Origin of the sequence: Streptomyces mirabilis (assembly GCF_018310535.1) — a bacterium.
In the GTDB taxonomy this organism is placed as follows: Bacteria; Actinomycetota; Actinomycetes; order Streptomycetales; family Streptomycetaceae; genus Streptomyces.
On sequence record NZ_CP074102.1, the window covers coordinates 2,170,140 to 2,194,363 of the forward strand.

Sequence of the window (24,224 nt, forward strand, 5' to 3'; positions counted from 1 at the left end):
CCCCGCTGCACGGGAACCAGCCGACCCGGGCGTACCCCCAGGTTGAGGCTCTCTATATCAGTACGCTGACGGCGCCCTTTTGGATTGCGCTTCGGCGGGAAGTGTGCAGGTGAGTTGCCTGTTCGCATCCGACGGCTGCCAGTCCTCCGGACCCAGGCATGGCCATATCGGTGTCGCAGATCGATGGGGGTGCCGCGCGGCCCGAGTTTCCGGGGTGACCGTCGACGGTTCCGTCGGCGTTCGGTGTGGTCGGAGCGGCCGGTTCGATGGGTAATTTGCGGGTATTTGCCTGATATGAGTAATGCATCGATGTATTTGGCGGAGCCCAGCGGTCTGATCAGCCTCGCGCTGTTCCTGATCGCCGTGGCACTCATCACGCTCCTGGCCGGCAGCTTCTGGCTGAGCTGCCGTATGCGGACCCGCGCACCGCGTCTGCCCCGCGCCGAGGAACAGCCGCACATGCCGCAGGGCGGCCCGGTCCGCGAGATGCGGGAGATCCGGGAGCCCGCCGAGATACCCAAGGTGGCCAAGGGCCAGCACGCTCTCACCCCGTACGAGCTGACCCACATGTCGACCCGCACGAGCCCGTCGCAGAAGCGAGAGCGCTGGCACGACGGCGGGAGCGGCTCGTTCGGCAGCGGTGGACTGGGCCACCACTGACGCCGACCCGTCGGCCACGCTGCGAAAAGGGGCCCGCCGCCCGGTGGACGACGAGCCCCTCACTGACATGTGTGCAGGTCAGCCGGATCCCACGAAGAGCACCAGCAGTAGCCAGACCACCGGCGCCGTCGGCAGCAGCGAGTCCAGCCGGTCCATGATGCCGCCGTGGCCCGGTAGCAGGGTGCCCATGTCCTTGATGCCCAGGTCCCGCTTGATCATGGACTCGCCGAGGTCGCCGAGCGTGGCGGTGGCCGCGACCGCGAAGCCCAGGATCAGCCCCTGCCACCACGTGCCGTCCTCGATCAGGTACTGCATGCACAGAGCGCCCCCGACCATCGCGAAGGTGACCGCTCCGAACAGGCCCTCACGGGTCTTGCCGGGGCTGATACGCGGCGCCAGCTTGTGCTTGCCGAAGCGCCAGCCGATCGCGTACGCGCCCGTGTCGCTGACGACCGTCAGCAGCAGGAACGTCAGGACGCGGCGCGGACCGTCGTCGGCGGTCAGCATCATGGCCACGAACGTCGCCAGGAACGGCACGTAGAAGGCCGCGAAGACGCCCGCCGTGACGTCCTTGAGATAGCCCTCGGGCGGTTCCGTCATCCGCCAGGCCAGGACCGCCAGCGCGGTGAGCGCCATCGCCACCCATGCGCCCTCGGCGCCCCGGACATAACCGGAGACGACCATCGCCGCACCGCCCACCGCCAGCGGGACGAGCGGCGCCTTGATGCCCTTGCGTTCCTCGAGCCGTGACGTGAGCTCCCACAGGCCCACCACCACGGCGACCGCTATGACCCCGACGAACACGGCCTTGACGACGAACAACGACGCGACGATCACCGCACCGAGCCCGACGCCGACCCCTATCGCGGCACCCAGATCGCGTCCCGCACTCTTCTTCTGCGGTGCGGGGGCGGGCTGTGGGACGGGGCTGGGCATGGGCTCCTGCGGCTTCTGCGACGGGGTCCCGAGGGATCCCGCCGACGGGGTGTCGTCGCGGAACAGGGGGCCACTCAGCCGAGCGGCCCCCCGGTCGTCATCCTGGTCTCCGCCGTGTGCGGGTACGTCGGGCACGATGGGCATGGGGCGAGTCTGCTGCGCGTTATGCGCATCGTATGCGGGACCCGCCGGGGCTGCCCCCTGGACAGGCCCCTGCTCGGACGGCCCCCAGTACCCGGCTTGTGGCGGCGCCCCCCAGGAAGAGTCGTTCATCAGACCTCGAGCAGCTCCGCTTCCTTGTGCTTCAGGAGCTCGTCCACCTGTGCGACGTACTTCGCGGTGGTGTCGTCGAGCTCCTTCTCCGCGCGGCGGCCCTCGTCCTCGCCGACCTCGCCGTCCTTGATCAGCTTGTCGATGGCGTCCTTGGCCTTGCGGCGGACCGAGCGGATGGACACCTTGGCGTCCTCGCCCTTGGTCTTGGCGACCTTGATGTAGTCCTTGCGGCGCTCCTCGGTCAGCTCGGGGAACACCACCCGGATGATGTTGCCGTCGTTGCTCGGGTTGACGCCCAGGTCGGAGTCGCGGATCGCCTGCTCGATGTTGCGCATCGCGCTCTTGTCGAACGGGGTCACCACGGCCATGCGCGGCTCCGGCACCGAGAACGAGGCCAGCTGGTTGATCGGCGTCAGCGCGCCGTAGTAGTCGGCCACGATCTTGTTGAACATCGCCGGGTGCGCACGGCCGGTGCGGATCGCGGCGAAGTCCTCCTTGGCGACCACGACGGCCTTCTCCATCTTCTCCTCGGCCTCGAGGAGGGTCTCTTCGATCACCACTTGCTCCTGCGTGTCTTGAGTAGGCCCGGCAGCTGCTCCTCGTCGGGGTGGCGGCCGGCTGCGTCGCGTCTTATTCCTGCACGGTTCCGGACCGGCAGGACATTGTCCATCCCCCGGTCAGGGTCCATCCTCGGCCCGGGCTTGTCCCCGGCCGAGGTCGGTCCCGGTCAGGCCCGGCCGCTTTGGTCACCCACGAGTGTGCCGATCTTCTCACCCTTGACGGCCCGCGCGATATTGCCCTCCGCCAGGAGCTCGAAGACCAGGATCGGCAGCTTGTTGTCGCGGCACAGCGTGATGGCGGTCATGTCGGCGACCTTGAGGTCGCGCGTGATGACCTCGCCGTAGCCGAGCGAGTCGAACTTGACGGCCTCGGGGTTGGTCTTGGGGTCGGAGTCGTAGACCCCGTCCACGCCGTTCTTGCCCATCAGCAGGGCCTCGGCGTCGATCTCCAGGGCACGCTGGGCGGCGGTGGTGTCGGTGGAGAAGTACGGCATGCCCATACCGGCGCCGAAGATGACCACACGGCCCTTCTCCAGGTGCCGTACGGCACGCAGCGGGATGTACGGCTCGGCGACCTGGCCCATGGTGATGGCGGTCTGCACGCGGCTGTCGATGCCCTCCTTCTCCAGGAAGTCCTGGAGGGCGAGGCAGTTCATGACCGTGCCGAGCATCCCCATGTAGTCGGAGCGGGCCCGGTCCATGCCGCGCTGCTGGAGCTCGGCGCCGCGGAAGAAGTTGCCGCCGCCGATGACGACGGCGATCTGGGCGCCGTCGCGCACGACGGCCGCGATCTCGCGGGCGATCTTGTGCACCACGTCGGGGTCGACGCCCAGTCCGCCGCCGCCGGCGAACGCCTCGCCGGAAAGCTTCAGCAGAAAGCGGCCCGCGCCTTTGCCGTCGTCGGTCTTCTCGCCCTTGTCGGCCTGGGTGGTGGTCATGGAGATCTCCTCATGGTGCACATACGAAGAAGGCCATTGCCGGTGGGGTGTTGTCTCCCATACGCGGCAATGGCCTCCTCGTCAGATCTGCTGTCGTCCGTCACGCACGCGCGCGTGTCGGCGTACGCGGACGACTGCTGCCGACCCTATAGGGGTCGCGCGTCGATCGCGGTACGGACTCAGATGCCGACCTTGATGCGCACGAAGCGCTTCAGGGTGACACCGGCCTCGTCCAGGACCTTCTGGACGGACTTCTTGTTGTCGAGCGCGTACGGCTGACCGAGGAGGGTGGCCTCCTTGAAGAAGCCGTTGACGCGACCCTCGACGATCTTCGGGAGGGCCGCCTCGGGCTTGCCCTCGGCGCGGGTGGTCTCCTCGGCGACGCGGCGCTCGGACTCGACGACCTCGGCCGGGACGTCCTCCTTGGAGAGGTACTTCGGCGCGAAGGCGGCGATGTGCTGCGCGACACCCTTGGCGAGGTCGGCGTCGGCCTTGTCCAGCTCGACCAGGACACCGATCTGCGGGGGCAGGTCGGGCATGGTGCGGTGCATGTACGCAGTCACGTAGGCGCCGGAGAACTGGGCGAAGCGGTCCAGGACGATCTTCTCGCCCAGGTTGGCGTTGGCCTCGTCGACGAACGCCTGAACCGTCTTGCCGGGCTCGATCTCGGAGCCGAGGAGCGCCTCGAGGTCGGCCGGGGAGGTCTTGACGACGTGCTGGGCGATCTCGTTGGCGACGGTCTGGAACTTCTCACCCTTGGCGACGAAGTCCGTCTCGCACTTCAGCTCGACCAGGACACCGGAGGTGTTGTCGTCAGCGATGATGGAGACCACGGCGCCGTTCTCGGCGGAGCGGCCTTCGCGCTTGGCGACGCCCTTCTGGCCCTTGATGCGCAGCGCCTCGACGGCCTTGTCGACGTTGCCGTCGGCCTCGTCCAGCGCCTTCTTGCAGTCCATCATGCCGGCGCCGGTGAGCTCACGGAGCTTCTTGACGTCGGCGGCGGTGTAGTTCGCCATGATTCCTGGAATCTCTCTCGAAGTCTGAAGATCTACGGGCCGAACGGCGGGGGCTCGGTGTGCCCCCGCCGTTCGTGACCCGAAGGGGTGAGGGGTCAGGCCTGCTCGGCGTCCGCGGCCGGGGCCTCGGCGACGGGGGCCTCGGCGGCCGGGGCATCGACAACGGCCTCGGCCTCGGCCTCGGCCTCGGCGACAACCTCGGCCTGCTCGGCGTCGGCGACCTTCTCCGTCTCGGCGGAGGTCTGGACCTCGGCGTCGTCGGCCTTCTTCTCGCCCTCGAGCAGGTCGCGCTCCCACGCGGCGAGCGGCTCGCCCGCGGCCTTGTCACCCTCGGCCTTGCCGGCACCGGAGCGGGAGATGAGGCCCTCGGCGACGGCGTCGGCGATCACGCGGGTGAGCAGGGTGACGGAGCGGATCGCGTCGTCGTTGCCCGGGATCTTGTAGTCGACCTCGTCGGGGTCACAGTTGGTGTCGAGGATGGCGACGACCGGGATGTTGAGCTTCCGGGCCTCGCCGACCGCGATGTGCTCCTTCTTGGTGTCCACGATCCAGACGGCGCTGGGCACCTTCTGCATCTCGCGGATACCACCGAGGGTCTTCTCCAGCTTGGCCTTCTCGCGCGAGAGCACGAGAAGCTCCTTCTTGGTGAGACCGGAAGCGGCGACGTCCTCGAAGTCGATCTGCTCGAGCTCCTTGAGGCGCTGCAGACGCTTGTAGACGGTGGAGAAGTTGGTGAGCATGCCGCCCAGCCAGCGCTGGTTGACGTAGGGCATGCCGACACGGGTGGCCTGCTCGGCGATGGCCTCCTGCGCCTGCTTCTTCGTGCCGACGAACATGACCGTGCCGCCGTGGGCGACGGTCTCCTTGACGAACTCGTAGGCGCGGTCGATGTACGACAGCGACTGGAGCAGGTCGATGATGTAGATGCCGTTGCGCTCCGTGAAGATGAAGCGCTTCATCTTCGGGTTCCAGCGACGGGTCTGGTGACCGAAGTGGACGCCGCTTTCCAGCAGCTCCCGCATCGTGACGACGGCCATGGCCGTTCTCCTTGGTGTTCTCGGTTGTGCCGCGTGTGCCGGACGGCACTCGCGCCTGACGCCCGCGATGCGCCTTGCCACGAGGGACCGAGGGGCGCTGACACCGGCTTTTGATGGCCGGGTGTCGGGGCGTGCGAAGTCGACCCGGTGACCCGGATCGCCACGAGAAGTGTACGGGACCCGGAAGGTGCAGGGTGACGCCGCTGTCCACAACCGGCCGGTGGTCCACAGATCCCGGCCATGATCCGTCAGATGCGGGACCGTTCTCGCATGCGAGCGAAACGATGTGTGCGCACGTGGCTGGGGTTGCTGTTGGGAATGACGGTGACCGTGCTGGGTGCGCTGACCCCCTCAGCCCTGGCCCGGGCGAACGGTCCGGCGCCGCCGCCTCCCGCCGGTCCACCGGCCCCCGACGCGACGGTTCCGCAGCTCGCCCGCCTCTGGCCGGTGGGTCTGCGCCCCTCGGTCCTGCGGGGCTGGGACCCGCCTGCGACGCCGTACGCCCGTGGCCATCGCGGGGTGGATCTCGCGGCACCCCCGGGCACCCCGGTCCGATCCGTCGCGCCGGGCCGCGTCTCCTTCGCGGGGCGGGTCGCGGGCCGTGGAGTGGTCGCCGTCGAACTGACGGGCACGGGCGCTCCGCCCCTGCGCACGACCTTCACCCCCGTACGGGTGACGGTGCACCAGGGCGACGAGGTGGCCGCCGGCGAGGTACTGGGCACGCTCGAACCGGGCGACGCCCACTGCGGAACGTCATGTCTGCACTGGGGCCTGCGAAGAGACAGAACCTACTTGAACCCCCTGGCCCTGCTCCCGCCCTGGCTCCTGCACAGGGGCCCGTCCCGCCTGCTCCCGGTGACGAGCGCGCAGCGACAGCCGTCCGGGCCCCTGAGCCTCCTGCCGTGAGAGTCGAGGAAACCACCGCCCGCGGCCACGCTTCAGGCCCGGGCGCACGGCTCGCGCGGAGTCAGCCTCGCGTGGGCATGGGCGACGGGCGCCCGAAGCGCTGCCCGCCGGTCGGCATGGGCTGGCCCAGGAGAGGCGTCTCCGTCCGCAAGGGGGAGCGGCGCTTCACACACTGCCGGGCCGTGCCGTCCGCCCCGCCGCCGGGCACCAGGCGTGCAGGGGCTCAGCCCCGTACGCCCCGTAGTGCCATCACCACCGCGGCATCCGTGATCGCGCCAGGCTCTTCCGCGGCCCCCAGCTCGATCCTCCGGACCGCCGCGTCGACCACGCCCTGAAGGAGCATCGCGGCCAGCCGAGGCTCGGCGTGGCCCATCTGCCGCAGCGCGTCGCCGATCATCGCTACCAGCCCGCCGTGCGCCGCGCGGATCTTCTCCCGGGCCCCGGCATCGAGCTCACTCGCGGAGATGGCCACGACAGCCCGGTGCCGCCGGTCCCCGACCAGCGCCAACTGCTGCCGGACATACGCCTCGACCTTGTCCTCGGGCCCGTCCGCCGCGGCCATCGCCGCCGAGACCTCCGCGGCCCAGACCGGAAAGTCCACCTCGCACAGTTCTTCTACCACGGCCGCCCGGGACCGGAAGTACTCGTACACGGAGGACCGCGCGAGCCCCGTGCGTTCGGCGAGGGCCGGGAAGGTCAGCGCCTCCGTCCCGCCCTCGGACAGCAGGGACCGGGCCGCGTCCAGCAGGGCGGCTCGCTGCATCGACCGGTGCTCGGCCACGGAGGCCGCTCGAATCCTTGGCACGCCCTCCACTTTACGGACGGACCGCCCGGGACGGCAGTCACTCCCACCACCCGAATGGAACGCGCCAGCGAGGGAGAGTGACCAGGCAGGGACGATTCAGCAGCTTGCCCCGCTCGAGGTCAGCGCCCGAAACTCGCCAGCTTGGCGCGCAACTGCAGCACCGATTTGGTGTGGATCTGGCTCACCCGGCTCTCCGTGACTCCCAGCACGTTCCCGATCTCCGCGAGCGTCAGACCCTCGTAGTAGTAGAGCGTGACCACGGTCTTCTCCCGCTCCGGCAGCGTGTTGATCGCCCGTGCCAGAAACCTCCGCAGCTCCCGGTCCTCGGCGACCTCCACCGGATTGTCCGCCGCGGTGTCCTCCAGCGTGTCCATCAGACTCAGCCGGCCACCGCCCTCACCGCCGACGTGCAGCAACTCCTCCAGCGCCACCACGTTGGCCAGCGACAACTGGCTGAAGACCGCGTGGAGTTCCTCCACCCCGATCCCCATCTCGGAGGCCACCTCTCCCTCCGACGGCGTCCGCCGCAGCCGCGCCTCGAGCGTCGCGTACGCCCGCTCCACATTGCGTGCCTTCTGCCGCACGGACCGGGGGATCCAGTCCAGCGCCCGCAACTCGTCGATCATCGCACCCCGGATCCGCGTGATCGCGTACGTCTCGAACTTGATCTCCCGCTCGATGTCGAACTTCTCGATCGCGTCGATCAGCCCGAACACCCCCGACGAGACGAAGTCGGCCTGCTCCACATTGGCCGGCAGACCCACGCTCACCCGCCCCGCGACGTACTTCACCAGCGGCGAGTAGTGCAGGATCAACTGCTCGCGCAGCCGCTCGTCCCCCGTCGCCTTGTACGACCGCCACAGCTCGTCGAGCGTCGAGGGAGCGGGCGGGCGCACGCTACCGCCGTCGCGGGCGGCTGGGGGGATCGCCGCCCGATCGGACCCGGAGGTGTGCTGGGGCATTCGTCGCCTTGTGCCGTTCTGCCGTGAACTGGGGGTACCTGGGTGAGCTGTCGCGCTGATGTCGAGTTGCCTGTCCTGCGTCGGAATTCACGTGAGCGTAGCGTGACTGGGGCGTCGCAGTGCGCGAAGCTGAGCGGATCAGCCGTGCGCAGATACGTTCCGCTGTGCGTCCCTCGGGGGCACGTTCGTCGCCCTCCGTGATCATTGAGAGACATCAACTGCGGGAATTGCCAAGGCTGTCGGCGTTCGCCCGGACGGCCGAACACGCTCGGTCAGCACCCGCGACGATCAACGCGGACCCGAGATCATTGCCTGGCGTGTCAACTTCCAGCCGTCGCCGTGTCGTTCGACGAAACCAAGTGATCGGAGTTCGTACAGCCTCCCGACCGCGTCGTCCGTGGTGGTCCCCGCCCCGCGGGCGATGTCCTCCGCCCCCGCCAGACCGCGTGCCGGCAGCGCGGCCAGCACACGTCCGGCCCCCGGATCCAGCAGGTCGCGCGGCAGCACGGGCCCGCGCCGGTCCGGGGCCAGCTCACCCATGTCGCCCACCAGTTCGGCGACGTCCGCGGCGTCCGTGACCAGGACCGCTTCCCCGCGCAGCAGCTCGTGCACCCCGGCCGACAGCCCGCTGGTGACGGGGCCCGGCACCCCCATCGCGAACCGCCCCAGCCGCTGCGCCGCCCGCGCCGTGACCAGCGCGCCACTGCGGTACGCGGCCTCGACGACCACGGTCCCCCGGGTGAGCGCGGCGTTCTCTGGGGGTTCCCCAGCGGTGGTGTGACGTCGTGCGTGGCCCTCTCGTTGAGGGTGCTGCGACAGTTCTCGGGGGGTGTGGCTCTGTGGCTGGTCGTGCAGATCGAGTCATGGAGTTAGGGGAAGAAGTGCGTGCATTCCCTGTGGTGCTCCCGTCGGGCACCCGGTACTGGACTGTCGTGGACGACGACTTGGGCGTCGTCGAGGAGCCGGATCGCTTCCTGCAGGAACTGCGCTTGGCGCGTGGTCGTGCGGAGACGACGACGAAGGCGTACGCGGAGGGCATCTGCCTGTTTCTGCTGTGGTGCCTGCTCACCCGGCGCGACTGGCGGACCGCGGCCCGAGACATGGGGCTGTTCATGATCTGGCTCAAGTGGACGCCAGGCAGGGGCGGTTCACGTCGGGTCGTGGTGCCGGGTCCGGGATCCAAGCCGGTACGCGGTGAGATCCGGATCAACAAGGTGCTCACCGCGGTGCGGATGTTCCTCCTCCATGCGTTGGCGAACAAAGCGGCCCCCGGTTGGGTGCTGGAACAGCTCTACGAGATCGGCGACGCCGTGGACCTGCCGGCGGCGGCCCGACCGGAGAGCGGGGGCATGCGCCATCGGATGCGGGCCAGGCACCGGGTCCAGGAGCCGGAGACGGACATCGACCGGGCCAGCGACGAGGAGGTCGTGGCGATGTTCCTATCCTGTCGTTCTGCCCGCGACCGGCTGACGCTGCTGCTCCTGACCCGTGTCGGTCTGCGGCCGGGTCAGGTCGCCGGCCTGCACCGCAACGATCCTCATCTGATGATGGACTCCCGGGCCCTGGGGTGCTCGGTCGAGGGCGCCCACGTTCACGTCACGCGTCGGCAGAACGAGAACGGCGCCTGGTCGAAGTCCAAGAAGTCGTGGGCCATGCCGGTGGACCACCTGGTGGTGATGGCGTTCGACCAGTACGCCTTGGAACGGCACGAGGTGCTGGGCTCGGGCGGCAGCGACTTCCTGCTCGTCAATCTCTTCCGCCCGCCCTATGGCTCACCGATCACCACGGATGCGATCGGTGAGCTCTGCGAGTCCTTGTCCCGCCGGGCAGGGCTGGGCCGGGTGGTCACGCCGCGCATGGGCCGGCATGCGATGGCCAGCAACGTGGCCGATGCCGGCGGCAGCTTGGACGAGGTGCAGGCCCTCTTGGGTCAGAAGAGCCCGGAGTCGGCCCGCCCCTATCTGCACCCCAAGCCGTCGAGGCTCCGGGAGGCGGTCGAGCGGGTTCCCTCGCCGCGCGAGTTCCTGGAGGGGGGCCGGTGACCACAGCGACTGTCGCCCTGCCGGAGCCGGAGCCGGCGCCCGAAGAAGCTCTGATGAGAAAGGTGACGCAGGAGTTTCTCCAGCTCATCGGCTGGGATCCTTCCGTTCGGATCATCACCTTCCCGCGCTCCCACGCGCTCCTTGGTGCCCCAATCTGCCCCGTTAAGGGCTGCGACAAGATGTCCTACACCTCTCGTGAGCGGGCCCTTTGCCGAGGCTGCGACCGGAGAAAGAAGGAGTCGGGGCAGTCACTCGAGGAATTCGTGGCCACGGCCAAGCACAACTGGCGGTCGATCGGCACCCAGCCCTGCCTGGTGCCAGGATGCGCCCGGCCGCGCAGGACGACGCGCATCGCCCTCTGCGATGCGCACTGCTACCAGCAGCAGAAGATCCACCGCGTGACGATCGAGGAGTTCCTGCTGCTGCCGGGCCTGCAGCCGTTCGAGAGCCTCGGGCCCTGCGTGGTGGCGGCCTGCTACCGGGACCGCGGCAACGGCGAATACTGCCCGCCGCACCGCCAGACACGCAACATCTTGCGCCGCACCGGCCGGCTGGAGGACGAGGAACTCTGGCACCGGACCGCACCGGCAGTGGTCGAGCACGGCGTCGTGAGCCTGCGCGGTCTGCCCGACCAGGTGATCGCCGAGGTTCTCTACTGCCTGCATGACCGCAACGCCAAGGGAGTCAAACAGAAGGATCAGGAACTTCGTCCGCTCGTCGATGCCGTCCGCTCCCAGCAGCTCCCTTCGATCAAGGACCTCGATCCCGGAACGATGACGATGAGCGGCAAGCGGATGGCAGTCGGCTTCCTCAAGCACCTCGGCCGCTTCGGCTTGTCGCCCGAGACCGAACGGCACAAGGACACCTGGGACGGCGCCGCCTTCGGGCTGGGCAGGGGATTTCTCCACTTCGAGGACATCTCCCAGCAGTGGCTGCGCAAGGCCCTCCAGCAGTGGGCGATCGACGATCTCCCCCGCCGGCGGGGGAGGAAGCCCATCCCTCCCCTGCAGCGTCAGATCAACTCCATCGCCATGCTCTCCAAGAGCCTGCGCCTGAACCGGGACGACGACGGTCGCGATCCACGCCTCCTGGGCAGGGACGACATTGTTCTCTTCCTCAACCGTCTGCTGTTCCTCCAACTCCAAGGCGAGATCTCGGCCTTGCATCGGTACTGGGACGCGCGCAACGTCCGGCGCTTGCTCATCCGCATGAGGACCCTGGGGCTGACCCAGCCCGGACAGCCCCTGCACGGCCTCCCAGACAACTTCGCCCTCCGAGAGGAGGACGTGCCCGAGTGCGACGAGGACGACGACGCCGGCCACGACCTCCCGGTCGAGGTGATGCGCCAGCTCTGCCAGCACCTGGACAGTCTCGACCCGGACGGTCACCGGCTCAGCCGGACGGCGACCGAACTCCTCATCGACACCGGCCGCCGCCCCGACGAAATCGCCTCCCTGCACCTGGAGTGCCTGGGACGGGACGGAGACGGCAATCCAGAGCTGATCTACGACAACCACAAATCCCTGCGCAAGGACCGCCGTCTTCCGATTGCCGAGGCGACCGCTGCCTTGATCATCGCCCAGCAGAAACGGACCCTCGCGCGGTTCCCCAACACCCCGCACAAGGAGCTCGCCCTCCTGCCCTCGCCGGTGGCCAACCCGGACGGCACCAAGGCCATCAGCAGCGCCTGGGTCGGCGACGTCCACCGAGCGTGGGTCTCTTCCCTGCCGGAGTTCTTCGTCCCCGTCGTCGTGGAGGAGGACGGCAAACGGGTCAAGAAGATGCTGCCCTTCGAGAAGTCGAAGATCTACCTCTACGCCTACCGGCACACCTACGCCCAGCGCCACGCGGACAAGAACGTGGCGCCTGACGTGCTCAGAGTTTTGATGGATCACCGGCGGCTCGACACGACGCAGCGGTACTACCGGGTCAGTGACAAGCGCCGCCGCGAGGCCGTCAACCGGGTCACCGTCATGCAGTTCGACCGGAAGGGCAACCGGATCTGGCGTCAGGCCGAGACCCTACTGGAGTCCGAGCACGCCCGCCGGGGCGTCGGCGAAGTACAGGTTCCCTACGGGCTCTGCACCGAGCCGAGCAACGTCGCCGCCGGCGGCGAGGACTGCGTCGTCCGGTTCCGCTGCGTCGGCTGCGAACACTTCCGCACCGATGTGTCCTACCTCCCCGACCTGGAGGCATACCTCGCCGATCTCCTCCGCGGCCGGGAACGGCTGGCGGCCTTCGCCGCCGACTCCTGGGCAAAGGCCGAGGCGATGCCGTCCGACGAGGAGATCACGCGCATCCGCCGCCTGGTCAAACGCGTCAAGGAGCAACTCGAGGAACTCACCGAGGAAGACAGAATGCAGATCGAGGAAGCCGTCACCGTGCTCCGCCGCAGCCGACGAGTCGTCTCACTCGGCATGCCCCGAGTGCGGCCGGAGCTGCCCGACTACCGCGGAGGAGGGTCCGCTGCATGACATCCATGATCGAGGGGAAGAAGGCCGACTCGGCCCGGCGTCGGGAACGGGTCCTCAAGGCCCTGGATGCGGCCGTGAAGAGTGGGGGCGACCTCACGGTCTCCGGGCTTGCCAGAGCCGCTCGCGTCGACCGGACCTTCCTCTATCGCCACCGCGACCTGCTCGAACGCGTCCACGTCGCTGCCAGCACTCCGGTTGAGGAAGGCAGAGTGGCAGCCGTCAGCAGAGTCTCGCTCCAGACCGACCTCGCCAACGCCCTGGAGCGCAACAAACGCCTGGCCGCACGAGTTCGGCAGCTCGAGAAGCGTCTATCGACCGAGCTCGGCGAGCGAGTCTGGGAGGCGTCCGGACTCGGGGCGCCTACCGACATCGACGACCTCCAGCGGCGCGTCACCCTGCTGGAACAAGAACTCGTCGACACTCGCGGCGAGTTGGAGGAGCGAACAGAGGAACTGGAAGCCGCGCGGGCCGCGAACCGAGAACTCACGCGAGCCCTGAACCAACCCCAGCCAGGCTGACCAAGTGTCAGTCCGGTTCCGACTCGGTGGCCCCGCCTTCGGCGGGGCCACCACCGCGTTCAGGCACCACATCAGGATCACCCGATCCGGGGATAGCACCACACCTGTTGCAATGGCTAGGCTCTTCCACACCAGCGTTGAGCTGCACCAATGTGAGCTTCACAGGCACGGCATCCGCTGGAACCCCCAGAGAAGGCTGGATGACCCGGTTCCTGAGGATGAATCTGCTCGGCGTGGGATGGTCGCCGGGCGGCAACTCCCCCACGACCAGACCCTGTTCGGCGATCCTGGTGATCAACTCGGTATGTCCGCGCGGATAGGGCCGGTCGACTCCGCAGGCCAGCACGGCGACAGTGGCGCCGCCCGCCCCGAGTGCCCCCCGGTGCGTGGCGCCGTCCACCCCGTAGGCACCACCCGACACCACCACCCAGCCCCGCTCGGCGAGCCCGGCGCCGAGCATGGCCGCCATGTGGGCGCCGTACTCGGTACAGGCCCGCGCTCCGACCACGGCGACCGAGCGCAGCGCCCATATCCGCAGGCTGGGCCGCCCCCGTACCCACAGGCCGGTGGGACGCGTGTCGCCGAGGTCGTCGAGTTGCGCCGGCCACTCGGGGTCCCCGGGGCACACGAACCGGGTCCCGGCATCCCGCGCCACCGCGAGGTCCCGCTCCGGATCCGCCCGCTCCGCCCTGGCCCGCAGTCCCGTCCAGCGCTGGTCCGTCACTCCCCGTGGTCGCTCCCCGCCCGCGACGAGCCGCCGGACCGCCTCCGCGGCACCGACCGCACGGAGCCAGCGCCCGCAGACCTCGTCGCCCGGTTCGATCACCCGCGCGAGGAAGGCCCGCTGAAGCCTCTCGTCCTCCTGGCTCACGACAGCGCGCCGATCGCCATCGGCACCCCACGGGGGACGCCGGTGCGCAGTTGCAGGGCGAGGGCGACGTCCGTCGCGCCGGGCCGGTCGTGTCCCACCAGGTCCGCGACGGTCCAGGCGACACGCAGCACCCGGTCGAGGCCGCGGGCGGTCAGGGCACCCCGCTCCAGGCTCCGCTCCGCCTCGTCCATCGCGCCCGGGGACGCGTACCAGCGGCTGCGCAGCTCTCGTCCCGGCACTTCGCTGTTCGTCCGCCAGGGAGTGCCCACCAGTCGCGCGGCGGCCCGCTCCCTGGCCGCCCGCACCCGGTCGGCGACCGTCTCGGTGGATTCGCCCCGCGCACCGCGCCCGGTCAGCTCGGAGCGGGTGACGCGGTCCACCTCGACCCGCAGGTCGACGCGGTCGAGCAGCGGTCCGGAGAGCCTGGCCTGGTAACGGCGGATCATGGAGGGCGGGCACTCGCACAGGTCGTCCCGCTGCGAGAAACGGCCGCAGGGACAGGGGTTAGCCGCGAGCACCATCAGGAACCGCGCCGGAAACCGCACCACCCCCGTGCTGCGCGCGATCACCACATGCCCCGCCTCCGGGGGCTGGCGCAGCGCGTCGAGGGCCTGGCTGCCAAATTCGGGCGTTTCGTCCAGAAAGAGTACTCCGCGGTGAGCCAGGGACACCGCGCCCGGCCGTGCGATTCCCTGGCCGCCGCCGACGAGGGCCTGCATGGTCGCCGAGTGGTGCGGGGCGCAGTAGGGAGCGATGTCGACCAGGGGTTTGCCCGGTGGCAGCAGGCCGGCGACCGAGTGGACGGCGGTGACCTCCAGGGATTCGCCCCTGGTGAGCCGTGGCAGGATGGCCGGCAGCCGCTCGGCGAGCATCGTCTTGCCCGCTCCCGGGGGGCCTTCCAGGAAAAGGTGGTGGCCGCCCGCCCCCGCGACCTCCACGGCGGTCCGCGCCGCGTGCTGGCCCACGACGTCGGCGAGGTCGTGACCGTGGTCGTGCTGGGCCGCGCCCATGCCGTGCATGCCGGTGGCGGCGCCCGTGCCCGGCATCCGCAGTCCCGCCACCAGCGGATCCGGTCGCCCCTGCTGGTCCGGATCCTCCTCGGGCACCGGCTCGTCCGTGAGCACCGCGATCAGCTGGCGCAGACTGCGCACCCCGAGCACCGAGATCCCCGGTACGAGCGAGGCCTCGGCCGCCGCGCACTCGGGCACCACCACCTGCTCGTACCCTGCGTCCGCGGCGGCCAGGACCGCGGGCAGCACGCCCCGCACCGGCCTTACGCGTCCGTCGAGGCCCAGCTCGCCGATCATCACGATGTCGGAGAGCACCCGGGGATCGATGCGCTCGGCGGCTCCCAGCACCGCACAGGCGACGGCCAGGTCGAAACCGCTGCCGCCCTTGGGTACGGATGCCGGGCTCAGGCCGACCGTGAGCTTCTTCTGGGGCCACGCCGAACCGGAGTTCACCACCGCCGCCCGGACCCGGTCCTTGCTCTCGGTCAGGCTCTTGTCGGGCAGGCCGACCAGGGTGAAGGCCGCGACGCCCGGCTCCAGGTCCGCCTGGACCTCGACGACCACGCCCTCGACGCCCACGAGGGCCACCGCACAGGTGCGCGCGAATCCCATCAGGCCACCCCCCGGGCGTGCTCGACCACGGGGGCGCCGCGTTCGGGGAGGACGACGCCGATCAGATCGATGCGGACGCCGCCGGGTGGTGCCCCGCCGTGTTCCTGGAGCCAGCGTTCGGCCAGGCCGCGCAGGCGCTGTGCCTTGGCCGGAGTGACGGCCGCCATCGGGTGCTCGAAGGCTCCCGACTTGCGCGTCTTGACCTCGCAGACGACGAGCGCGTCGCCGTCCCGGGCCACGATGTCGATCTCGCCGGTCCTGCCGCCGCGCCAGTTGCGCGCCAGGACCGTCATCCCGGTCTCGGTCAGCCGCCGTGCGGCCAGATCCTCGCCGTACTTGCCCAGTGCGTTGCGTGCCTCGGGTGTGTTCATGTCGGCACCACCTCCGGCGCCAACACTGAGGCCACTTCGACCGGCTATTGGATCTTGGTGGACAAGCGGCCGACTGTGGACAACTCCCTCACCCACACGAGGGGTCCTGGTCCGTCGTCAGCCGCCTGCCATCGGCCACCCGTCATCAGCCGCCCGGCAGTTCCAGATCGCTCTTGTTCAGCTCCTCGATATTCACGTCCTTGAACGTAAGGACACGCACCTGCTTCACGAAACGGGCAGGTCGGTACATGTCCCACACCCAGGCATCCGCCATGGACACCTCGAAGAACACCTCGCCCTGGACCGAGTGCACCTGCATCTCGTAGTCGTTGGTGAGGTAGAAGCGCCGTTCGGTCTCGATCACATATTTGAACAGACCGACGACATCGCGGTACTCCCGATAGAGCTTCAGCTCCATCTCGGTCTCGTACTTCTCGAGGTCCTCGGCGCTCATGGCATGTTCCCCTTCAGCCGTGCGTCCCCCTATTGTGCGCCAGCCCCGCGAGCCTCTAGACGATTTCGGTGTCGAGGATCTCGGGCCTGGCCGGAGGACCCTCGTCGAGCAGCCTGCGCAGCAGCCCGGCGAGCCTGGTCGGATACACCGTCTCATGTGCCTCGGTCAGTTCCCGGCACGTCCACCAACGTGCTCCGGCGACACTGCGCCGTTCCAGCTCCGTCAGCCCGGCGGCGACGGTTCCCTTCTGGGTCGTACGGGCCAGGAAGTACCACTCGTCCTGGTCCCAGCGCCGCCCCGCGAACGGGAACGAGCAGCTCCGCTGCCACAGCACCGGGCCCAGCTCGACCTCGGTGATGCCGGTCTCCTCCACGAGTTCCCGCAGCGCGGCCTCCTCGCGCGTCTCGTCGCCCTCGAGGCCCCCGCCGGGCGTGAACCACCAGTCGTCCGCCGGATCGTCCGGCTCGTGACCGTGCAGCAGCAGAATGCGGTCCTCCGCGTCGAGCAGCACGACCCGGGCCACCTTCCGGGGCCCGCCGCCGCTGGAGTTCTCGACCGAACCCCCGTCCGATGCCTCAGGCGGCACCGGCGAGCTCCGTCCGCGTCCGGCCGCGCCGGCTCAGCCGCTTGGCGATCGGCCCGTACGCCGCCCCGCCCAGCACCAGCACCGCCCCGACCACGATGGCGGTCAGGACCAGCCGCAGCGGCCCGGGCGACGAGATCCCGCCCAGCTTCTCGAAGCCCGTGGGGCGCGCCAGCATGCCGTTCATCGGCCAGGCGATGGCGTCCACACGGGCCTTCACCGCACTGCGCGCGACGGTGCCGTTGAAGGCCTCGGTGAGGTGGGCCGTGGAGTCCAGTGAGCCACTGCGCTCGTCGCCGAGCAGGAAGAGCCGGTCCTTGGGTACCGCGACGGTCGGGATCTGGCTCGACTCTGCGGCCTGGCCCTTGGGGAGATACGGTTCGTCGACCTGCTTGCCGTTGACGGTCAGCTTGCCGTTCGTGCAGCACGCGACCGTGTCACCGCCGACCGCGACCACCCGCTTGACGAGGAGCATGTCGCCCCAGCTCTTCTGCTTGAAGACGATGACGTCGCCGCGCTTGACGTCACTGCCGTCGATCCGCTGGGCCAGAATGCGGTCGCCCGCCTTGATGGTCGGCACCATCGACTCGGTCGGCACGGTGTACGGCTGGTATTCGATCGCACCCCAGGCGAAGCCGCCGAGAAAGAGCACACAGCCGAGGGCCACGGCCAGCCCCGACAGCACGCTGCCGAGCCGCCCGCGGCCCTCGTCCGTACGACCTGATGTCCTGCTCATCCCAGTGCTCCCCAACTCGGAGAATCGATCCCACGGCCCGACCTGTGGGCCGCGGAAGATCGGCGATCTGGGACGGCACCCTACCCGGCGGTACCCCGACCAGAAACCCTCGGGTTTCCGGCGGTAAGGCGACGCCTGCGCCACAGCACCAGCGGCACCGCGCTGGCGAGTCCGAGCGCGCCCGGAGCGGCCGCGCTGAGGTTCTGGTCGAAGGTGTCGGGAATCGGCAGCGTGTCCCAGCGGGTGGGCGGCCAGGCGATCACGATGGCGCGGCCGACGACATTGCCCACCGGCACGAAGCCCTGGTGATCGTCCTGCTGGTGATAGCGCGAATCCAGCGAGTTCTGCCGGTGGTCACCCATGACCCAGATTTTGCCCTTGGGTACCGTCACCTTGAACTGGCCGCCCTGGTCGTCGACGCTGCACGGGGTGTTTCCGGTGTAGACGTACGAGTCCTCGTTCAGGGCCTTGCCGTTGACCTTCACCGGGCCGCTGCCCTTGCACTCGATCGTGTCACCGGCGACACCGATGACCCGCTTGATGAGGTCCTTCTCGTTGGCGGACGGCATCAGGCCGATCTTGCTGAGGAACGTCTGCACGGCATTCGGGTTGGGCGTGGGCTCACCCGCCAGCCAGTTGTCGGGGTCGTGGAAGACGACCACCTCGCCGCGCGAGGGCTCCGAACCGAACCACGGGGTGAGCTTGTCGACCAGGACCCGGTCGCCCTGCTGAAGGGTGTTCTGCATCGAGTCCGAGGGAATCGAGAACGCCTGGACCAGGAAGGTCTTGATCAGCAGCGCGAGAACGAGCGCGATACCGATGAGGAGCGGGAGCTCCTTCCAGAAGGAACGCGGCTTCTTGGGCTTCGGCTCCTGCTCGCCCTGCTCCTTCGTACCGCCGCCACCGTCCCCGGAGTCACTCCCGGAACCAGTGACGTCGTTCGTGGCCGGGGTGGCCGATCCGTCGGGTCGCTCCGGCTGCTCCTCGGGGCCATCGTGTCCGGATCGTGCGCCGACCGCCAAATCCCCCACATCCACTCCTCACTCCGTGCCGCCGCCTGCGCCGGATCCGGCGCAGGCCCACCACTCCCATAACGAGCGGGAGTTCCGCAGGGCTCGGGAGCGGGATCAATCGATTGAGATCCGCGGACGCCACCCTATGCGACGCGCCGAGAGCGGTTGCCGACCCGCTCGGTACGGACGCGAACGTGTCCGGTTCCTTCAGACGGGCCCAGTGCCCGAAGGGCCAGGCGATGACCATGGCTCTACCGACGACCGAGCTCTCGGAGACGGTACCGCCGTATTTCTCGGTGCGGTGGTAGCGGGAGTCGGCGGAGTTGGCCCGGTGGTCGCCCATCACCCAGAGACGGCCCTTGGGCACGGTCTCTTCGAAGGCGAAGTCCGACGGCTTGTTCCCGGCCTGGATGTACGGCTCGTCGAGCGGCATGCCGTTGACGGTCACGCGCCCCTGGGTGTCGCAGCACTTCACGGTGTCGCCGCCGACCGCGACGACCCGCTTGATGAGGTCCTTGTCGTTGTCGGAGGGCAGCAGACCGATGGCCGTCAGCCCCTCTTTGACCTGCTTGACGACGACGGGGTCGTTCTTCTTGGTGGTCTTCTCCCCGGCCAGCCAGTTGCCGGGGTCCTTGAAGACGACGACGTCGCCGCGCTGGGGCTTGGAGCCGAACCATGGCGTGAACTTGTCGACGAGCACACGGTCGCCGATCTGGATCGTGTTCTCCATGGAGCCCGACGGGATCACGAAGGCCTGGACGAGGAAGGTCTTGAGGACCAGGGCTATGAGCACCGCGACGCCCACGAGGAGGGGTATCTCCTTGATCGCGGAGCGCCGTCGGCGCCGCTTGACCTTTCGCTGGAGCTTGCGGCGCTCGGCACGGCCGGGCCGGGCGGCGCCGCCGGCGGCGCGCCGGGTACCGGTGGGCAGCAGGTTGTCGGCGGCATGGTCGGAGACCCCACGCGGCCTGCCACGGTTACCCATGGGCGCCGTCCGCGGTGGGCACACGCGCGTAGGCGGCGGCACGCTCCAGCCGGGTCCAGTGGCCCGCGGGCCACGCGATCCAGTCGGCCCGGCCGATCACGTCACCGACGGGGATCATGCCGCCGCCGGGAGACCCCAAGTGGTCGCGGGAGTCGCTCGAGTCGCTGCGGTGGTCACCGAGGAGGAACAGGCTGCCGGTGGGCACCGCGACGTCGAAGGAGACGTCGGACGGGCTGTCCCCCGGATACAGAAACGTCGACTCGTCGACCGACCGGCCGTTCACCTCGAGCCTCCCCTGCTTGTCGCAGCAGACCACGTGGTCTCCCCCCACACCGACGACGCGTTTGACGTAGTCGGCGTTCCCGAAATACCCAGTGCCGTCGAACACGACGACATCGCCCCGCCGCGGCTCGGCACCAAAACGGTACGCCAACTTATTTACGAGAACGCGGTCCCCGATCCTCAATCCCCGCTCCATCGAGCTGCTGGGAATCTCGAACGGCTGCATCACAAAGTTGCTGAACAGCACCAGGAACAGCAGGCAGACCAGCGCGGTCAGAGTGATCCGCCCACCTGGGATCCGGTCCGCGGCCCGGGCCACCAACGCGAAACGCGACCGTCCCTCCGGCCCCTCGGCGTCCGAGATGTCCTCGGACTCAGTGGGGCGGGAGGAGCGGTCGCGCTCCGTGTGCTGTGCTTCGGTGTCCATCGGAGCCAGATGTTATCCGGCGTCCATGTGAACCCCTTCGCGAGCTCAGTTGTCGCGCTTCTCCTTGATCTTCGCGGCCTTGCCGCGCAGGTCACGCAGGTAGTACAGCTTCGCGCGACGCACGTCACCACGGGTGACGAGCTCGATCTTCTCGACGATCGGGGTGTGCACCGGGAAGGTACGCTCGACGCCGACCGAGAAGGAGACCTTGCGGACCGTGAAGGTCTCGCGGACACCGGCGCCCTGACGGCGGATGACTACGCCCTTGAACTGCTGCACACGGGAGCGGTTGCCCTCGATGACGCGGACGTGGACGTTGACGGTGTCACCCGGGCGGAAGGCCGGGATGTCGCTGCGCAGCGACGCGCTGTCGACGGAGTCGAGCAGGTGAGACATTTCGTCTGCTTTCTTCGCTGATGCCACAGGTCATCAACGGGAGCTAGTTTTCCAAGAGGGTGCTGCCGCGTCGGGGCGGACGTCGTGTCCCCCTGTGGCAGGGGCGCCCGGTCTACGCAGACAACAGCGGCCTATTCTTCCACGGCCTCTGGTCTGCGCCAAAATCGACCACCGGGTTCCGGCTGCCAGCCCAGGATCGAGAGCATTTCACGGTCCTTCTTGTCGAAGGCGGAAGGGTCGCAACGCTCGATGAGGTCGGGCCGGTTCGCCGCCGTACGACGCAGGGCCTCGTCGCGGCGCCAGCGGGCGATCTTCCCGTGGTGGCCGCTGACCAGCACTCCGGGGATCTCACGGCCGCGCCACGCCGGGGGCTTGGTGTAGACGGGCCCCTCCAGGAGGTTGGCCATGGCGCCGGGGGCGAACGAGTCGTCCCGGTGGGACTCGGCGTTGCCGAGAACACCCGGCAGCAGTCGCGCCACGGCCTCCGTGACGACGAGTACGGCGGCCTCTCCGCCGGCGAGTACATAGTCGCCGATGGACACCTCGTAGACAGGCATCCGGGTCGCGTATTCGTCGATGACCCTACGGTCGATGCCCTCGTAGCGGGCGGGCGTGAAGACCAGCCAGGGGCGCTCGGAGAGCTCGACGGCGAGTTCCTGGGTGAAGGGGCGTCCGCTCGGCGTGGGCACGACCAGGACGGGCCCATGCGAGCCGGTCTCGTAGCCGTCGGCCAGGACGGAGTCCAGGGCGTCCCCCCAGGGCTCGGTCTTCATCACCATGCCGGGGCCACCACCGTACGGGGTGTCGTCGACCGTGTTGTGGCGGTCGTACGTCCACTCCCGAAGATCATGCACATGCACATTCAGCTGCCCACGCGCGCGTGCCTTGCCGACGAGCGAGACGTTGAGGGGTTCCAGGTACTCGGGGAAGATCGTGACGACGTCGAGCCGCATCAGACGTCTGCCCCCGAGGAGTCCTCGTCGTCCTTGACGGAGGCGTTCTCCGTGTCCCTGGAGGAGACGATTTCCGCCCGGTCGTCGATCAGGCCCGGCGGCGGGTCGATGACGGCCCGCTGCTCCTCCAGGTCGATCTCGGTGACGATCTCCTCGACGAACGGGATCATGACCTCACTCCCGTCGGGCCGCTCGACCACGAACAGGTCCTGCGAGGGCAGGTGGGAGATCTCCGTGATCCGCCCGACCTCCACCCCGTCCTTGGTGACCACGTCCAGGTCCATCAACTGGTGGTCGTAGTACTCGTCCGGGTCCTCGGGCTGCTGGTCCGGGTCCACCTCGGCGATCAGGAGGGTGTTGCGCAGCGCCTCGGCGGCGTTCCGGTCGCGTACGCCTGCGAAGCGCAGCAGCAGACGGCCGCTGTGCACCCGGCCGGTCTCGATGGTCAGCGGTCCGACGGAGGCCGGATCGGTGAGCAGGACGGCGCCGGGCCCGAGCCTGAGTTCCGGCTCGTCCGTACGGACCTCCACGGTGACCTCGCCCTTGATGCCGTGGGCGCGGCCGACGCGAGCGACTACCAGCTGCACTGTGCTTGATCTCCTGTCGATGTGCCTACGGCATGGGTTCGTAGACGACTACGGGCCGGGGACGGCTCGAAAGCCCTCCCCGGCCCGAGCCGGTGCTGCCTGTTACGTCAGCGGACGTGGTCCACGTCGACGAGGTCGACGCGGACACCTCGGCCGCCGATGGCACCCACGACGGTCCGCAGAGCGCGGGCGGTACGGCCGTTGCGGCCGATCACCTTGCCGAGGTCGTCGGGGTGCACCCGGACCTCGAGAACGCGCCCACGGCGCAGGTCGCGCGAAGCGACCTGCACATCGTCGGGGTTGTCGACAATGCCCTTCACGAGGTGCTCGAGAGCCTCCTCGAGCATGCTCAGGCCTCGGTCGACTCAGACGAAGAAGACGCGGCCGGGGCCTCGTCCTTCTTCTCAGCCTTCTTCTTCTGGGTGATGGCCTCACCCTTGCCCTCGTCGTCGCCGCCCAGGGCGTCGAACGACGGGCGCGTCGCCTTCGGCTCGGCAACGAGCAGCGGAGCAGGGGCGGGCTCGCCCTTGAACTTCTGCCAGTCGCCGGTCAGCTTCAGGATGGCGAGAACGGGCTCGGTCGGCTGCGCGCCGACACCCAGCCAGTACTGCGCACGGTCCGAGTCGACCTCGATGCGCGAGGGGTTCTGCACCGGGTGGTACAGACCGATCTCCTCGATGGCCCGACCATCACGGCGGGTACGGGAGTCGGCGACGACGATGCGGTAGTGAGGCGAACGGATCTTGCCCAGACGCTTCAGCTTGATCTTGACTGCCACGGAAGTGGTGTCTCCTGGTCTTGACGTGGTTGGGCACGGCGAGATGGCCGCGTGGGGTTGCGGTACCCGAGTGCCCGATGGACGCGTCAGCCGGAGGAGAGAGGGGTCCTGTGCGGCTGTCGAGTACAGCTAGCCATTGTGCCACACCCTGGCGGGTCGCCTTCACGGGGCAGCGTGCGGTGACCCCCGGCGCCGGATGCACGGCACCGGGGGTCACCGCCGAGGTCGGCAGCGCGCCCGGCTCGGACCGGGTGCCGCCGTGCGGGGCTGACTCCGACTGAGTACGGCTGCCACGAGCAGCCGTCCGCTCAGCTCGCCGCGGCGCCCACGACCTCGGGGATGCGGAACGGTTTCCCGCATCCTCCGCACACGATCGGCGCCTGCGCCAGCACGGACGGGACGACCCGTACGTTGCGGCCGCAGTCGCAGACCGCCTTGACGCGGACGCCTCCCCCGGAGGAGCCGTGCCGGGCGGCCGGGCCCCGGAACGAGCGGGCCGTGTCCGCGGCGGTCGCGGCGGTGTGTGCCTTGAGGGCGCGCTGCAGCCGCTCGATCGTCGGGCGGTAGCGCCGCTTCGCCTCGGGGTTGAGCGTGACCAGGGAGAAGCCACTGCTGGGGTGCGGTTCCTCCGGGTGGTCGAGGCCCAGCTCTTCGGCGATGGCGAGGAATCTGCGGTTGTGGTACCGGCCGGCGCGCGAAGTGTCGCGGACTCCGCGGGCGGCTGCGATGCCATGGACTGCCTCATGCAGCAGTCGTTCGAAGGAGAGTTCGTGCCCGCAGGCGGACGACGACTCTCCGATCAGGGACTCTGGCGCGGCAAGATCGGGCAGTTCGGGGTGGTGCCGCTGAATGTCGGCCCACGCCCCTGCCAGCTCTGCGGCGAGAACAGGTGGTGTCGTGCTCACGTAATGACAACGAGCCGGGGGGCCTCTGTGTTCCTATTCCGGGGCATCCCAAATAATTTGCACGTACCCGTCAGTTGCCGCTGATGCGTCCGGACGAGGGCGGGTGCGCTGATCTGCGGAGAAGCCTCACAGCT

Annotated in this window: 26 protein-coding genes and 2 pseudogenes; 5 read left to right on the forward strand and 23 right to left on the reverse strand. The window is 69.1% G+C overall.

Annotated features, from left to right (window positions below; translation table 11 throughout):
• Positions 1-294 precede the first annotated feature (294 nt).
• Positions 295-660, forward strand: coding sequence for a DUF6479 family protein (locus tag SMIR_RS09350; protein ID WP_211118822.1), 366 nt, complete (start codon positions 295-297; stop codon positions 658-660).
• 78 nt (positions 661-738) lie between these two features.
• Here the strand turns inward: SMIR_RS09350 and SMIR_RS09355 are convergent, their stop codons facing one another.
• The 5 genes from SMIR_RS09355 to rpsB all read right to left on the reverse strand — a co-directional run bounded on the left by SMIR_RS09355 (position 739) and on the right by rpsB (position 5,420).
• Positions 739-1,869 (reverse strand): phosphatidate cytidylyltransferase, encoded by a 1,131-nt coding sequence (locus SMIR_RS09355; RefSeq protein ID WP_212726873.1) that lies wholly within the window; start codon positions 1,867-1,869, stop codon positions 739-741.
• Positions 1,869-2,426, reverse strand: a complete 558-nt coding sequence (gene frr / locus SMIR_RS09360; RefSeq protein WP_054235439.1) for a ribosome recycling factor — start codon at positions 2,424-2,426, stop codon at positions 1,869-1,871. Before frr ends, SMIR_RS09355 begins: the two co-directional genes overlap by 1 nt.
• A 170-nt stretch (positions 2,427-2,596) precedes the next feature.
• On the reverse strand, positions 2,597-3,367 hold the full coding sequence (pyrH, locus tag SMIR_RS09365) for a UMP kinase (protein ID WP_101400921.1): 771 nt from the start codon (positions 3,365-3,367) through the stop codon (positions 2,597-2,599).
• 179 nt (positions 3,368-3,546) lie between these two features.
• Positions 3,547-4,383 (reverse strand): translation elongation factor Ts, encoded by an 837-nt coding sequence (gene tsf, locus SMIR_RS09370; RefSeq protein WP_168496067.1) that lies wholly within the window; start codon positions 4,381-4,383, stop codon positions 3,547-3,549.
• Positions 4,384-4,478: 95 nt separating this feature from the next.
• On the reverse strand, positions 4,479-5,420 hold the full coding sequence (gene rpsB / locus SMIR_RS09375) for a 30S ribosomal protein S2 (protein ID WP_168496065.1): 942 nt from the start codon (positions 5,418-5,420) through the stop codon (positions 4,479-4,481).
• A gap of 270 nt (positions 5,421-5,690) precedes the next feature.
• Between rpsB and SMIR_RS09380 the strand changes: the two genes are divergently transcribed.
• On the forward strand, positions 5,691-6,326 hold the full coding sequence (locus tag SMIR_RS09380; protein ID WP_248003147.1) for a murein hydrolase activator EnvC family protein: 636 nt from the start codon (positions 5,691-5,693) through the stop codon (positions 6,324-6,326).
• Between the two features lie 223 nt (positions 6,327-6,549).
• Here SMIR_RS09380 and SMIR_RS09385 read toward each other — a convergent pair whose 3' ends face one another.
• The 3 genes and pseudogenes from SMIR_RS09385 to SMIR_RS09395 all read right to left on the reverse strand — a co-directional run.
• Complete coding sequence (locus SMIR_RS09385; protein ID WP_101400918.1) at positions 6,550-7,107, reverse strand: TetR/AcrR family transcriptional regulator; 558 nt, start codon at positions 7,105-7,107, stop codon at positions 6,550-6,552.
• Positions 7,108-7,250: 143 nt separating this feature from the next.
• On the reverse strand, positions 7,251-8,093 hold the full coding sequence (whiG, locus tag SMIR_RS09390; RefSeq protein ID WP_067371119.1) for an RNA polymerase sigma factor WhiG: 843 nt from the start codon (positions 8,091-8,093) through the stop codon (positions 7,251-7,253).
• Positions 8,094-8,381: 288 nt separating this feature from the next.
• A pseudogene (locus SMIR_RS09395) lies at positions 8,382-8,843 on the reverse strand (DNA-processing protein DprA); the annotation flags it as partial.
• Between the two features lie 131 nt (positions 8,844-8,974).
• Between SMIR_RS09395 and SMIR_RS09400 the strand changes: the two are divergent.
• The 3 genes from SMIR_RS09400 to SMIR_RS09410 all read left to right on the forward strand — a co-directional run bounded on the left by SMIR_RS09400 (position 8,975) and on the right by SMIR_RS09410 (position 13,127).
• Positions 8,975-10,135: a tyrosine-type recombinase/integrase gene (locus SMIR_RS09400; RefSeq protein WP_249938406.1), complete on the forward strand. Its 1,161-nt coding sequence runs from the start codon at positions 8,975-8,977 to the stop codon at positions 10,133-10,135.
• Positions 10,136-10,398: 263 nt separating this feature from the next.
• Entirely contained in the window at positions 10,399-12,609 is a 2,211-nt protein-coding gene (locus SMIR_RS43410; protein ID WP_249938407.1) for a tyrosine-type recombinase/integrase, read from the forward strand.
• On the forward strand, positions 12,606-13,127 hold the full coding sequence (locus SMIR_RS09410; RefSeq protein ID WP_212726875.1) for a DUF6262 family protein: 522 nt from the start codon (positions 12,606-12,608) through the stop codon (positions 13,125-13,127). Before SMIR_RS43410 ends, SMIR_RS09410 begins: the two co-directional genes overlap by 4 nt.
• A gap of 199 nt (positions 13,128-13,326) precedes the next feature.
• Here SMIR_RS09410 and SMIR_RS09415 read toward each other — a convergent pair.
• The 15 genes and pseudogenes from SMIR_RS09415 to SMIR_RS09485 form a co-directional block, all read right to left on the reverse strand.
• A pseudogene (locus tag SMIR_RS09415) lies at positions 13,327-13,998 on the reverse strand (DNA-processing protein DprA); the annotation flags it as partial.
• A complete protein-coding gene (locus SMIR_RS09420; RefSeq protein WP_212726876.1) occupies positions 13,995-15,620 on the reverse strand; it encodes a YifB family Mg chelatase-like AAA ATPase in 1,626 nt (541 codons plus the stop codon). The gene SMIR_RS09420 and the pseudogene SMIR_RS09415, both read right to left, overlap by 4 nt.
• The gene (locus SMIR_RS09425) at positions 15,620-15,991 is read right to left on the reverse strand and encodes a YraN family protein (protein WP_168495969.1); all 372 of its coding nucleotides are present in this window, start codon (positions 15,989-15,991) and stop codon (positions 15,620-15,622) included. Before SMIR_RS09425 ends, SMIR_RS09420 begins: the two co-directional genes overlap by 1 nt.
• Before the next feature lie 145 nt (positions 15,992-16,136).
• Positions 16,137-16,445: a DUF2469 domain-containing protein gene (locus SMIR_RS09430; RefSeq protein ID WP_003965949.1), complete on the reverse strand. Its 309-nt coding sequence runs from the start codon at positions 16,443-16,445 to the stop codon at positions 16,137-16,139.
• 55 nt (positions 16,446-16,500) lie between these two features.
• The gene (locus SMIR_RS09435) at positions 16,501-17,031 is read right to left on the reverse strand and encodes an NUDIX hydrolase (RefSeq protein WP_168495967.1); all 531 of its coding nucleotides are present in this window, start codon (positions 17,029-17,031) and stop codon (positions 16,501-16,503) included.
• Positions 17,021-17,764, reverse strand: coding sequence for a signal peptidase I (lepB, locus tag SMIR_RS09440; RefSeq protein WP_168495965.1), 744 nt, complete (start codon positions 17,762-17,764; stop codon positions 17,021-17,023). Before lepB (SMIR_RS09440) ends, SMIR_RS09435 begins: the two co-directional genes overlap by 11 nt.
• Before the next feature lie 80 nt (positions 17,765-17,844).
• Positions 17,845-18,795: a signal peptidase I gene (gene lepB, locus SMIR_RS09445; RefSeq protein ID WP_212726877.1), complete on the reverse strand. Its 951-nt coding sequence runs from the start codon at positions 18,793-18,795 to the stop codon at positions 17,845-17,847.
• Positions 18,680-19,762, reverse strand: coding sequence for a signal peptidase I (gene lepB / locus SMIR_RS09450; RefSeq protein WP_168495961.1), 1,083 nt, complete (start codon positions 19,760-19,762; stop codon positions 18,680-18,682). Before lepB (SMIR_RS09450) ends, lepB (SMIR_RS09445) begins: the two co-directional genes overlap by 116 nt.
• A complete protein-coding gene (gene lepB, locus SMIR_RS09455; protein ID WP_168495959.1) occupies positions 19,755-20,471 on the reverse strand; it encodes a signal peptidase I in 717 nt (238 codons plus the stop codon). The genes lepB (SMIR_RS09450) and lepB (SMIR_RS09455) overlap by 8 nt, the downstream gene beginning before the upstream one ends.
• A gap of 45 nt (positions 20,472-20,516) precedes the next feature.
• Entirely contained in the window at positions 20,517-20,867 is a 351-nt protein-coding gene (gene rplS, locus SMIR_RS09460; RefSeq protein WP_054235359.1) for a 50S ribosomal protein L19, read from the reverse strand.
• 131 nt (positions 20,868-20,998) lie between these two features.
• Positions 20,999-21,820 carry a tRNA (guanosine(37)-N1)-methyltransferase TrmD gene (trmD, locus tag SMIR_RS09465; RefSeq protein ID WP_168495957.1) on the reverse strand — a complete coding sequence of 274 codons (822 nt, stop codon included), beginning with the start codon at positions 21,818-21,820 and terminating at the stop codon, positions 20,999-21,001.
• Positions 21,820-22,407 carry a ribosome maturation factor RimM gene (rimM, locus tag SMIR_RS09470; protein WP_168495955.1) on the reverse strand — a complete coding sequence of 196 codons (588 nt, stop codon included), beginning with the start codon at positions 22,405-22,407 and terminating at the stop codon, positions 21,820-21,822. Before rimM ends, trmD begins: the two co-directional genes overlap by 1 nt.
• 107 nt (positions 22,408-22,514) lie before the next feature.
• Positions 22,515-22,754, reverse strand: a complete 240-nt coding sequence (locus SMIR_RS09475; RefSeq protein ID WP_005479813.1) for an RNA-binding protein — start codon at positions 22,752-22,754, stop codon at positions 22,515-22,517.
• Between the two features lie 2 nt (positions 22,755-22,756).
• On the reverse strand, positions 22,757-23,185 hold the full coding sequence (gene rpsP, locus SMIR_RS09480; RefSeq protein WP_060901212.1) for a 30S ribosomal protein S16: 429 nt from the start codon (positions 23,183-23,185) through the stop codon (positions 22,757-22,759).
• Between the two features lie 308 nt (positions 23,186-23,493).
• On the reverse strand, positions 23,494-24,090 hold the full coding sequence (locus tag SMIR_RS09485; protein ID WP_054235363.1) for a hypothetical protein: 597 nt from the start codon (positions 24,088-24,090) through the stop codon (positions 23,494-23,496).
• Between the last annotated feature and the right edge of the window lie 134 nt (positions 24,091-24,224).

What these genes read in the sequence shown, in the direction of transcription:
- SMIR_RS09350 (WP_211118822.1), top strand. Translation starts at nt 295, where the DNA reads ATGAGTAATGCATCGATGTATTTGGCGGAGCCCAGCGGTCTGATCAGC.
- SMIR_RS09355 (WP_212726873.1), bottom strand. Translation starts at nt 1,869, where the DNA reads ATGAACGACTCTTCCTGGGGGGCGCCGCCACAAGCCGGGTACTGGGGG.
- pyrH (WP_101400921.1), bottom strand. Translation starts at nt 3,367, where the DNA reads ATGACCACCACCCAGGCCGACAAGGGCGAGAAGACCGACGACGGCAAA.
- tsf (WP_168496067.1), bottom strand. Translation starts at nt 4,383, where the DNA reads ATGGCGAACTACACCGCCGCCGACGTCAAGAAGCTCCGTGAGCTCACC.
- rpsB (WP_168496065.1), bottom strand. Translation starts at nt 5,420, where the DNA reads ATGGCCGTCGTCACGATGCGGGAGCTGCTGGAAAGCGGCGTCCACTTC.
- SMIR_RS09380 (WP_248003147.1), top strand. Translation starts at nt 5,691, where the DNA reads ATGCGAGCGAAACGATGTGTGCGCACGTGGCTGGGGTTGCTGTTGGGA.
- whiG (WP_067371119.1), bottom strand. Translation starts at nt 8,093, where the DNA reads ATGCCCCAGCACACCTCCGGGTCCGATCGGGCGGCGATCCCCCCAGCC.
- SMIR_RS09410 (WP_212726875.1), top strand. Translation starts at nt 12,606, where the DNA reads ATGACATCCATGATCGAGGGGAAGAAGGCCGACTCGGCCCGGCGTCGG.
- SMIR_RS09420 (WP_212726876.1), bottom strand. Translation starts at nt 15,620, where the DNA reads ATGGGATTCGCGCGCACCTGTGCGGTGGCCCTCGTGGGCGTCGAGGGC.
- SMIR_RS09425 (WP_168495969.1), bottom strand. Translation starts at nt 15,991, where the DNA reads ATGAACACACCCGAGGCACGCAACGCACTGGGCAAGTACGGCGAGGAT.
- SMIR_RS09430 (WP_003965949.1), bottom strand. Translation starts at nt 16,445, where the DNA reads ATGAGCGCCGAGGACCTCGAGAAGTACGAGACCGAGATGGAGCTGAAG.
- lepB (WP_168495965.1), bottom strand. Translation starts at nt 17,764, where the DNA reads ATGAGCAGGACATCAGGTCGTACGGACGAGGGCCGCGGGCGGCTCGGC.
- lepB (WP_168495961.1), bottom strand. Translation starts at nt 19,762, where the DNA reads ATGGGTAACCGTGGCAGGCCGCGTGGGGTCTCCGACCATGCCGCCGAC.
- lepB (WP_168495959.1), bottom strand. Translation starts at nt 20,471, where the DNA reads ATGGACACCGAAGCACAGCACACGGAGCGCGACCGCTCCTCCCGCCCC.
- rplS (WP_054235359.1), bottom strand. Translation starts at nt 20,867, where the DNA reads ATGTCTCACCTGCTCGACTCCGTCGACAGCGCGTCGCTGCGCAGCGAC.
- trmD (WP_168495957.1), bottom strand. Translation starts at nt 21,820, where the DNA reads ATGCGGCTCGACGTCGTCACGATCTTCCCCGAGTACCTGGAACCCCTC.
- SMIR_RS09475 (WP_005479813.1), bottom strand. Translation starts at nt 22,754, where the DNA reads ATGCTCGAGGAGGCTCTCGAGCACCTCGTGAAGGGCATTGTCGACAAC.